This window comes from Flammeovirga sp. SJP92 (assembly GCF_001583495.1).
Lineage (GTDB): Bacteria > Bacteroidota > Bacteroidia > Cytophagales > Flammeovirgaceae > Flammeovirga.
The window spans coordinates 109,393-120,572 of the sequence record NZ_LQAQ01000060.1; the positions used below are offsets into that span (position 1 = coordinate 109,393).

Annotated in this window: 10 protein-coding genes; 7 read left to right on the forward strand and 3 right to left on the reverse strand. The window is 34.6% G+C overall.

All coding sequences use genetic code 11. The features are described 5' to 3' along the window. The first annotated feature begins 258 nt into the window (after positions 1–258). Entirely contained in the window at positions 259–2,697 is a 2,439-nt protein-coding gene (locus AVL50_RS12605; RefSeq protein WP_062616857.1) for a bifunctional UDP-N-acetylmuramoyl-tripeptide:D-alanyl-D-alanine ligase/alanine racemase, read from the forward strand. 26 nt (positions 2,698–2,723) lie between these two features. Here the strand turns inward: AVL50_RS12605 and AVL50_RS12610 are convergent, their stop codons facing one another. Both AVL50_RS12610 and AVL50_RS12615 read right to left on the reverse strand, forming a co-directional pair. After that, positions 2,724–3,224: a hypothetical protein gene (locus tag AVL50_RS12610; protein WP_062616858.1), complete on the reverse strand. Its 501-nt coding sequence runs from the start codon at positions 3,222–3,224 to the stop codon at positions 2,724–2,726. 1 nt (position 3,225) lies between these two features. Then, complete coding sequence (locus tag AVL50_RS12615; RefSeq protein WP_062616859.1) at positions 3,226–3,897, reverse strand: outer membrane beta-barrel protein; 672 nt, start codon at positions 3,895–3,897, stop codon at positions 3,226–3,228. Between the two features lie 223 nt (positions 3,898–4,120). Between AVL50_RS12615 and AVL50_RS12620 the strand changes: the two genes are divergently transcribed. Further along, a complete protein-coding gene (locus tag AVL50_RS12620; RefSeq protein WP_062616860.1) occupies positions 4,121–4,627 on the forward strand; it encodes a biotin/lipoyl-containing protein in 507 nt (168 codons plus the stop codon). A gap of 84 nt (positions 4,628–4,711) precedes the next feature. Here AVL50_RS12620 and AVL50_RS12625 read toward each other — a convergent pair whose 3' ends face one another. After that, entirely contained in the window at positions 4,712–5,518 is an 807-nt protein-coding gene (locus tag AVL50_RS12625; RefSeq protein ID WP_157491315.1) for a hypothetical protein, read from the reverse strand. A 483-nt stretch (positions 5,519–6,001) separates the two neighbouring features. Between AVL50_RS12625 and tgt the strand changes: the two genes are divergently transcribed. The 5 genes from tgt (at position 6,002) to AVL50_RS12650 (ending at position 11,142) form a co-directional block, all read left to right on the forward strand. Then, positions 6,002–7,138: a tRNA guanosine(34) transglycosylase Tgt gene (gene tgt, locus AVL50_RS12630; protein ID WP_062616862.1), complete on the forward strand. Its 1,137-nt coding sequence runs from the start codon at positions 6,002–6,004 to the stop codon at positions 7,136–7,138. 206 nt (positions 7,139–7,344) lie between these two features. Continuing rightward, a complete protein-coding gene (locus AVL50_RS12635; RefSeq protein ID WP_062616863.1) occupies positions 7,345–7,911 on the forward strand; it encodes a hypothetical protein in 567 nt (188 codons plus the stop codon). 96 nt (positions 7,912–8,007) lie between these two features. Then, positions 8,008–8,757, forward strand: a complete 750-nt coding sequence (locus AVL50_RS12640; protein ID WP_062616864.1) for a bifunctional 2-polyprenyl-6-hydroxyphenol methylase/3-demethylubiquinol 3-O-methyltransferase UbiG — start codon at positions 8,008–8,010, stop codon at positions 8,755–8,757. A gap of 100 nt (positions 8,758–8,857) precedes the next feature. Next, positions 8,858–10,546 carry a hypothetical protein gene (locus AVL50_RS12645; protein ID WP_062616865.1) on the forward strand — a complete coding sequence of 563 codons (1,689 nt, stop codon included), beginning with the start codon at positions 8,858–8,860 and terminating at the stop codon, positions 10,544–10,546. A 341-nt stretch (positions 10,547–10,887) separates the two neighbouring features. Beyond that, positions 10,888–11,142: a hypothetical protein gene (locus tag AVL50_RS12650; protein WP_062616866.1), complete on the forward strand. Its 255-nt coding sequence runs from the start codon at positions 10,888–10,890 to the stop codon at positions 11,140–11,142. The last annotated feature ends 38 nt before the right edge of the window (positions 11,143–11,180 follow it).

Consider the following 11,180-nt stretch of genomic DNA (forward strand, 5'->3'; position numbering starts at 1 on the left):
TTGATTGTAACAGTTTCACAAACATACGCGTTGTTTTTCAATTCTTTGATAAATTGCTCATTTGATTAACCAATATTAAATCAAAATTACAACTGCTAACACTACACTTAAACAATTGTTTATCAATCACTTTAAACTAAACTTAATACAATGAGAAAATCTATTCTCGAATTTAATCACAGCCAACCTTTAAAAGTAATTCTCAGAAACTTATCTTTAATCTTCGTTTCAAATTCATAAAAATAACAACAGGAAGATATGCCTCAATCGGAACTAGACTTTTCAACCTCTTTTTGGAATGCAGAATACCTGCTTATTGATAGTAGACAGCTTTCAGCACCCTCCAATACCATCTTTTTCGCATTGGATGGCAAGAAAAGGACCGGTCAGTCTTTCATCCCTGAACTTTATGAAAAAGGAGTACGAAAATTTGTGGTGACCAGTGCTTTCGACAAAGCCTATTTGTATAAAGAGGCCACTTTTGTGTACACTGAGAATACGCTCACCACCTTGCAACAACTCACTGCTTGGCATAGAACACAGCATCAGCAATTACCTGCTATCAGCATTACGGGTTCTAATGCAAAAACCATTGTAAAAGAGTGGTTATATTTTCTTTTGGAAATGGATTATAACGTAGTGAAAAGCCCTAAAAGTTATAATTCTCAAATTGGAGTCCCTCTTTCTATTTGGCAGATTAATGATAAACATGATTTAGGAATTTTTGAAGCAGGAATTTCTCAGCCCAATGAAATGGAAAAGCTAGAGAAAATCATTCAGCCTAATATTGGTCTTTTCACTAACATCGGTACGGCCCATGATAAAGATTTTGACACTTTAGAACAGAAAATTGATGAAAAAGCCAAACTCTTCAAAAATTGTGAAATTGTAGTTTACTGCAAAGATCACCCTCTGATTGATGAAAAACTGATGGCATTGGAACTTCCTACTTTCTCTTGGGGAGAGCACCCAGATGCTGATTTGAAAATTATGAAAGTAGCAGATTATGAAATCATGGTCAACTATGAAGGAGAAACGTTTCCGATGAATATTCCTTTTTTAGATGATGCTTCATTTGAGAATGTTATGCACTGTGTTGCAATATTGGTCTGTTTGGAATATCCTTTTGAAACAATCAATAGCCGAATCAATAAATTAAAGAGAATTCCAATGCGTTTAGAACGTAAGGAAGGAATCAACAACACGGTGCTTATCAATGACTTTTATAATAATGACCTGGGCGGTTTACAAATTGCGTTATCATTTTTAAGCCAGAATCAGGAAAAATACCCTAGAACACTGATTTTCTCCGATCTTTTACAAGGTGATAAAGATAAAAAAGCTTTGTATGAAAGAGTGAATCAGCTTTGTAAAGAATACAAAATCGACAAATTTGTCGGTGTTGGGGAGCAACTTCAATCTTTTGAAAAAGTCTTTCAAATCAATGAAAAATGTTTCTATTCCAATACAAATGAAGTCAGAAAAGCTATAAAAAATGGTGAGCTTCATTTCAATAAAGAATTAATATTACTGAAGGGAGCCAGACAATTTGAGTTTGAGAAAATTGCTACTTTACTTCAGAAAAAAATACATAGTACTCAATTAGAAATCAACTTGGATGCTGTAGTACACAACCTCATGTTCTATCGTTCACAGCTTTCACCTCAAACTAAAGTGATGGTAATGGTGAAGGCCCTTGGTTATGGGAGCGGTAAAAGTGAATTGGCCAACATTTTACAATATCACTTGGTGGACTACCTAGGCGTTGCTTTTGCAGATGAAGGTGTGGAACTGAGAGAGAATGGTATTAGAACCCCTATTATGGTACTCACTCCTTCTCCTGATTCTTTTGAGATGATGAGAATGCATCAATTGGAGCCTGAAATCTATAATATTGAAATGCTGTCTGCTTTGGAAAAGTTCATTGCAGAAGAAAACCATGACGAGCCTTTTGCCATTCAAATCAACTTTGATACTGGAATGCATCGTTTAGGTTTCACCTCAGACAATTATGATGAATTGGAGGAAAGACTTCTCAAATTGAGTGATAAAATCTCTGTTAAAGGGGCTTTCACTCATTTGGCTGGTGCTGACGAGAGCATTCATGATTCTTACAGCAAAAATCAAATCAAAGAATTCCAACAACTTACATCAAAACTTGAAAACGCATTGGGGTATCATGTCATCAAGCATTGCCTTAATTCAGCTGGGATTGTTCGCTATCCAAAAGCACAAATGGATATGGTTCGTTTAGGCATCGGTCTTCATGGTGTTGAAGTCAACAATCTTAAGCAAGATGATTTACAACCAGTGGCTACTTTGAAAACAGTCATTGCTCAGATCAAAGAGATGAAGAAAGGTGAAACTGTAGGCTATAGCAGAAAAGGAAAGGTAGAAGCTCCGAAAAAAATTGCCACCATTGGAATTGGTTATGCCGATGGTTTCGATAGAAGGCTGAGCAATGGCGTTGGGAAAGTTGTTATCAACGGGCAATTGGCACCCGTAATTGGTAATGTCTGCATGGATATGACAATGGTAGACATTTCCGATATCACAGCCAATGTAGGTGACGAAGTAATCGTCTTTGGCGAAGACCGTTCAATATCTACCATTGCAAAAGAAATTGGAACAATACCTTACGAAATTCTCACTTCAGTAAGTTCCAGAGTCAAAAGAATTTATTACATGGAAGGTTAAAACCTACTGTGTAATAAATTGATATATTATCTAAACCTGCGTCCTTTAATCTCACCTTCAGTATATTTATAATCTGAAGTGCTTCCTAAATAAAACGAGTTGTATTTGATGAATACTGAATCTGCTGTTTGTAGTACGTGATATACAGTATTATTGTGTTTATGAACTTCCATTCCGACCACAGAAAAGTTATCTCCGTTAATACTAACATTCTGCTCAGGAATCACGAATAAATTAGAATCACTTGCAATAGTATTCAAATCGTCCATGCTTAGAGTCCAATCCACACCATATTCCGGTTGAATCTCTATTCTGCCAGTCCCACTCACCTCACTAATACTCATGGATAAATAACCGCTGAAATCTTGCTCTGCATCAGGTTCTCCACCAGGAACTTTATAATATTTCACATGTGAAGTATAGATATAATTACTGTTATCAGGTACGTTATTGATTGGATTTTCCAATTCAGTACCACAACTGAATAGTATTGTTGCTACAATTGCTAATAATAAATTTTTATACATCTTATCCTCCAAATTTTAAACCTACAACAAGTTGAACATTTTGGTTATAATACTTTTCATCATCAAAAGTGACGTCAATTAAACCTCTGCTATATCTCCACTCTAAAAACAACATTTTAGCTTCAGCACCAATACCGGCAGTAAAACCAAAGTCACCTCCTTTAAATAAAGGTCCAACATCTACATAATCACCAAAAACACCACCTTCTCTTCTTTGTGCTCCTGCTAAAGTTGCTCCATATAAACCACCTTTGATATAGATATTTTCAGTCAAGTAATAATTAACAGTCAAAGGAAAAACGAAGTAGCTCAAAACATCTGTATATTTTACAGTTTCATTCGACTGACCTATTTCATGCATAAAGCCACTGAATTCTGTCTTTTGTCCCATTGAATTAAACATTGCATCAAACTCAACAGAAAGGCGTTCTTGCACGTGGAAATTGAATTTAAAACCAAAGAACATAGTAGTTCTTGTTCTTTCTCTCACACTACTAAACTGAGCTCCGGTCTGTAACTGTGGTGAACTTCCTGCAGGAAATGACCATGAAGGCCCCGCAAAAAATCCCCACTCCATGCCTCTTTTAGCAGGTGGATTGTATTTTGATTGATAATTTGAAAGCGAATCTTGGCTTTGATATTCCTGTGCAAAACTCACATTAAATACCCCCATTATTATAATTAGAGGTACGGAACATAAAAATTTGAGATAGTTTTTTTCCATAATTAGTTAAATAATAGTTTTCTCTAAATCCTTTTTTTTATATTTAAAGAAAGTAAAAACACCAATAAAAATAGTATCACAATTTAATGATACAAATTCTGATGCGTTATTTTATTAGATAATAAAACTTCGGATATACTATATTTATAAACACCAAATTAAACACAACACAATGCTCAATATTTCTGTTAATGACAAAGTATATTCTATTCTAAAGGACAAACAATCCGTAGTAATAGACAATAAAAATTACAATATTGAATACAAAGAAACTCACCCCAATGTATTCAATGTAAACCATGAAGGACAACGCTATGATATTGAGATCCTTACAGCAGACACTTCTTACAAAAATGTAACACTAAAAATAAATGGCAAAAAAGTAAATCTTGAGGCCAAGTCTAAACTTGATCAATTATTGGATCAGTTGGGAATGAACACGAAGAAGGGAAGCCAAGAGAATTTAATTAAAGCACCAATGCCAGGAAAAGTACTGGAATTACTTTGTAAAGAAGGTGATCAAATAGAAGAAAATGAGAACTTAATCATTTTGGAAGCCATGAAGATGGAAAACATTCTCAAAGCCCCAATGTCTGGCATTATCAAGAAAATTGACACTGCTGAAGGAAATTCAGTAGATAAAGGTCATGTCCTTATCGAAATTGAAAAAATGGAATAACAAGTCATTCCATAGAAGATTATGAAAAAAGGCCTTCTTTAGTTTTGAACTAGAGAAGGCCTTTTCGTTGAAATAAATGTAATCTTATTTCTTAAAAAATCTTTCGGTTTTATTATCGTAATTCACAAAGTAATATTTACCGCCAGGTAGTTTTGCACAATTGACCTCCTTAGAATTACCAGATAGAATTACTTTACCATATTGATCAAGTATTTCATATTTGATTGGTCTTGTAAAAGAAAGTGTTTTTGAAACCCTATTTGGATAAAACTTTACTTGTTCTGAATTAGAAGTATGCTCAAGTACACTTGAGTTGTATACTTTACCTGTTACTTCTAAATACTTAATTTTATATTGGTTTTCTCCAGAGTGGTGAAGTACCTTATAAAAATATTTATTTTTTTTCTGATCAGACTTACCCTGAATAATCTTCTCTTCTTTCCAAGAATTGTGCTCCATTCTCAGGATCACAAAATTGCCTTCAGCTGCTTCACCTGATGTAATCCATTCTAAGCCGTCTTCTGTAATATCCAATTCTACAAATTGAAAGTGGCCTTGGTCACGTATAGCATTTGGGTTCAACACTCTTGGCACACAATCATTGGAATGAAATATAACAATACTAATCTGATCTCCTTTTTTCAAATGCCCCATATCCAATTCGAAAGCACTTGCCAAAGGAAGCCGTTGCATCTCGCTATGGTTGATCATTACTTTTTTCACACAAAAAGTACCGTCTGACAACAAAGGATTTTCAACATATAAATTAGTTCCTTTGTACACGCCAGAGATAATCATTTCTCCATCTTGACCAAAACTCAACATTGGAAACAGCATGAGAAGAAATAAATTATAAATCTTTATCGCTCTATAAAAGCTAATTTGTTTCATTTATAATATGGATAATTAAAAGTAACTAGTCAGTAATTTAGTTATTAAATAATATACTAATTAAAATAATAGTATTGAAGAGAAATTTACTCCTCAACAATATTAATTAATAAAACACATTATTCTAGCAACTTTGCTATTAAATTATTAAAAAGGTTTTACAATCAATCAAATTTACTCAATTTTTAACAATATGTACTAAGTCTAAAATACTTTATAGGTAATTCTTACATTATTTTTTGTCATTACAACGCAGAAAAACAGTGTAATAGTACCTCTACGCCAAGTTTTTACGATAAAATCTGTAGAAAAAACTTTCGAACTTCAGTCAATAAATTACACTTTGTTACTTATAATGACTCTTAATGTGAATTGTGTGGAATGAAATTCTAAATGTCTTTGTTTACCTTTGCACCTAGCTATCTTAAGAGTATGCTTGGAACAGCTCTAAGCTCCTATAATTTAAAGGACGGAAAATAACATATGGCATTAACATTTGAAATAAAACAAAAGGATCCACAAACAAAGGCCCGTGCAGGTAAAATCACGACTGCACATGGTGAGATCCTTACACCTATATTCATGCCTGTAGGAACGGCAGGTACAGTAAAAGCAGTTCACCAAAGAGAATTAAAAGAAGATATTAATGCTGAGATCATTCTTGGCAATACTTACCACCTCTACTTAAGACCGGGAACTGAAATTCTTGAAAAAGCAGGTGGTTTACATAAATTCAACGGATGGGACAGACCGATCCTTACTGACTCAGGGGGATATCAAGTCTTCTCATTGGCTAACAACAGAAAAATCAAAGAAGAAGGTGTTACTTTCAGATCGCATATTGATGGTTCAAAACATTTATTCACTCCTGAAAAAGTGATGGATATTGAACGTTCAATTGGAGCCGATATCATCATGGCTTTCGACGAATGTCCTCCTTACCCTTCTGATTATACTTATGCTAAAAACTCTATGCATATGACGCACCGCTGGTTGCAAAGATGTGTCGACAGATTAGCAGAGACTGAACCTTTATACGGTTATCACCAATCTTTATTCCCTATTGTTCAAGGAAGTACATACAAAGACTTAAGAACTCAATCTGCTGAAACCATTGCAAGTTTTGAAAGAGAAGGAAATGCGATTGGCGGTTTATCAGTGGGTGAACCTGCTGAGATGATGTATGAATTCACAGAACTTTGCTGTGATATTCTCCCTGAAGACAAACCTAGGTATTTGATGGGTGTTGGTACTCCTGCAAATATCCTTGAAAATATTGCATTAGGTGTTGATATGTTTGACTGTGTGATGCCAACACGTCAAGCAAGACACGGACATGTTTTCACTACTCAAGGTATTATGAACCTTAAAAATAAGAAGTGGGAAGATGATTTTACTCCATTGGATGCTGAATTGGGAGGTTATGTAAGTACATTCTATTCTAAAGGCTACTTACGTCACATGTTCAAAGCCAATGAAGCTCTGGCCGGTATGGTAGCAAGTGTACACAACCTTACTTTCTATCTTTGGTTAGTGAGAGAGGCACGTCAACATATTTTAGACGGTGATTTTAGAGAATGGAAAAATGCCATTACTCCAAAATTAATGCAACGTTTATAGTCTAATCCCTATTAACACCAGAATAAAAGGTTTCAAACGCTGAATTTTACTTTTATTCTGGTGCTATTTTTTTAAACAACATAACTATTTCAGCTACTGAGAGTTATTATAATGTGATAATTGAAGCACAAAAGAATTTTTACCTTCACATACTGAAGAGGTAAGGATTTCAGTTATAAAAGTGAATCATTTTTTATTACGTTTTCATGAAAAAACTCTTATTTATACTGACTATCACTTTAATTTCTACTGCGTGTCAACCCTACAAAGATGTCATAATAGATCCTTTTGCCCCAAAGTTTGTGACATATGATCAAACAAGGATGTACTTTAAAAATGTAAGAGCAAGCTATTACGATAAAGTGGACCTTCCTCAAACCGACACTGCCACACATATGAATGTCTTGCTTTATAACAAAGCCGTTCAGGATTCTACACAAGCAATCATCAACCTTCATTTAGTCACCATTGACAGCAATGACAATGCATTTATCATGTTGGCACCCAATGAATTCTTTAAAGGATATCAACTCTTCAAAGTGCATTGGGTAGACCATGGCAATGAACTGAAAGGTGAAATCAGATACAAACAGGGCGGTATGGCGGATCAATTTTTATTTACTTCAGAAATTTATAACCTGCTCAACAAAGATGATGTCACTTTTGAAATAGAATTTGGAGACAAAAGAGTGCCTTTTTTGGATACAATAGAGGAAAAAAATGCCTTTCGTATCACTATGATTGATTTTTACAGACTGGTCACTCTCCTTTAAATCACAGTTATTAACACCAAACAATTGCCCATTCAGAAAAATTGTGGTTACTTGCATAAATTTTACACTTTAGTATTTTAACCATATTTTAAGGTCATGTCTCATATCACATACGGGAGAACATTAGAAGTAACAAAAGATGCAATGGGAGCGGCAATTGCCGCTTATGAAGAAGATAGAAATGAGGATTACTGTGTAAAAGTATATTCTGACTTTAGTGAGCCTGATGACATTCCTGTCCCTCTACTGTTTAGAGATGAAAAGGACATGCCAGAGATTGAAACACTGGCGTTAGATCACTGTAAAGGTAAAATTTTGGACGTTGGAGCAGGTGCTGGATCACATGCCTTGGCACTTCAAAAAAGAGGTAAAGACGTCACAGCAATGGATATTTCAGCATTGGCAGTGGAAACCATGAAAAAAAGAGGTATTCACAATGTCATTGGTGGAAATATTTACGACTATGACGGACCAAAGTTTGACACACTTCTTATGCTGATGAATGGCATTGGACTAGTAGGAACACTAGAAGGCCTAGCTGAATTTTTAGTAAAAGCTAAAAATTTCATTCAGAAAGACGGACAAATCATTTTTGACTCCTCAGATATCATTCATTTATTTGAAGACGAAGATGGTTCATACCTTATTGACCTTACTGCTGAATACTACGGCCAAATCCAGTATTGGATGGAATATGGCGATTTAAAAGGTGATAAATTTGACTGGCTTTATGTGAGCTACCCTGTATTGGAAGAATATGCGGCTGTAGCAGGTTACAAAGTCAATTTGATTCATGTGGGTGATTTGAACCACTACCTTGTTTCTTTAACTTTAAATAATGATTAAGATTGACGGTTCAATCCATTATTAAAGACCTAATACCATCGAAATAAGTAATTTACAATAAATATACTAATCAATTAATTTTTCAATTTAAATAGAATATATGATAGAATTAACAAGAGCACAGGCGTCGAGAGCAGCAATTGAAAGAATGTATGTAGTAATGAGACATCTCTTTATAAGAGGGTACTACAAACCCGGTGGAGCATCTGGTCATGCAATCATGCAAGATTTATTAATCCTTGAACCTGAAATTTATGGTTCTCTAGCTGACCCTCAAAAAGTCGACCTCAACGGACTTGTCTATGTTTTTGATCGTCTTCCTAAAGGAATTGAAGAAACGCGATATATCAAATTAACATCAGAAGAAGGGTACGAGAAATCTTCATTTACAAAGATTATTCCTCAAGCAAGACGAAGAAATTGCTATCGTATTGACGAAGAACAAATGTTCATTGAGATCACTCGAGGTAGAAGTGAAATCTATGACATCCTTACACATTTGACCTTTATATATATTGAGGCTGAAAAGATCAAACAGCACGCTCAAGATAAAAAAGGCAATGCACTAAGAGAATGGGAACAACTTGAAAAGATTGTCACAGGTGAACAAGCATTGACAAAGGAAAACGAGGAAGTAGCTTTCACTTACCTTGCGACAATTCTGGGCAGAACTTACCAAGAAACAAGAGATGCTCACCACCGCTTTATCAAGCATTCTAAGAAAAACAATGGTCTATTCCACATTGTATACTGGTTAGGAAAACTAGCTATCAATGAGGAATTGAAGAATGAAGACAGAATCATTAGCTTCAGCCCTACCTTACGTGAAAGAATTGGTCACCACATTTATGGTGAAAGATGGGCTAATAAGATTAAAAGAACTTTACTTCACAATGGTCTTATCCACCGTCCAATTCACATTATAAGCTCAAACCTGCACAGTGTTATGAACACGTTTTATGCTTGTGATGCATTAGGTAAAAAAGGGAAGAATACAGACTTCCTAAACTTAATGGAAGAAGTAAGCCAAGGTGACAACGGACATTTAAGAGAGAAGATCTATCACTCTGCAGTGGAAAAAGGCATGATTCAGGTACAAGAAGAATCAGGAACAAATATCTCAGTACAGATTTTTGATACTGCCAAAATTCTTCCTGCTTCTCTTCCCTCTAATATTAAGATGCCTGATGAGAAGAAAGAAGAAAATGCTCCTGTCATTGTAGTAATGGACTATGCTTTTGGTGAGCAGGCCTTTGAAACAATGGACGAGCTGTTAAAACCTTACGAATCAGAAAACGAACAAATCAACTTGGATGTTCAGAGTGTTTCTATCATGGGTAAAGCTGGCATCTTAAAAGGCGGTAAAGGTGATGTAATGACACCTACTGCTCATATTTTTGAAGGAACAGCAGACAACTACCCAGTGGAAAATGATCTTACACCAGAAGATTTCAAAGACATTAAAGATTTGAAGTTTGTAGACGGACCAATGGTGACAGTACTAGGTACATCCTTACAGAATAAAGATATTCTTACTTACTTCAAGAACTCTTCTTGGGGAGTAATGGGACTTGAAATGGAAGGTGCACACTATCAGAAAGCCATTCAAGGCGCTTCTAAAATCAGAAACAACATCAGTAAAGATGTTAAAGTAAGATATGCCTATTATGCCTCTGATAATCCTCTTATTACTGGAAGTACTTTAGCTAACGGTAGTTTAGGTCTAACTGGTGTAAAACCAACATATTACATTACACTTAAAATATTAGAGAAAATATTCAACAGTTAATCACTGTGGTGTATTAAATATCTAAATATTTTAGTAGTCTTGCACAATGGAAGGAATTTTCTTTCATTGTGCAATTATTTTTTATAGGAGTTTGTTATTTATTAAGGCAAAAGTTATCTGATAAATTTTAAAAGATAAATATAATTTCAAAATACCTATGTACATTTGTAATAATACTGGAGTAGTCAGAAAAAAACTGTCATTTACGATTTATTGCGAACTGCCCGAAAATGTTTCTAATTATGATGTAAGAATACAGGTATTCTCAATAAATTGACTACAAATAATGATGCATAACTTTTGTCCTGAATACTTCATAAAGTAATATAAATAAGATAGTTATGAGTAAAGATAAATCTGATCAGAACCAAGAAATTGATTGGGATGCTTTAGAAGCGGAAGATAGAGCAAATGAGGTTTCCAAAGAGGAAGCAGTGGATGTTGAAAAAATTGAGGAAGAAAAAAAGCTACTTTCTAAAGAAGAAAAGTTCAGTCCCTACCCTGATGATTTCCTTGCTGACATAAATATCATCCGAAAAGAATACGACGAAGACCAAAAAAATAACGATTTTCAAGAAAACGACTTGGAAGAGTGATAATTATAATCTTTCTTGTACAATAGAGATAGCAATAT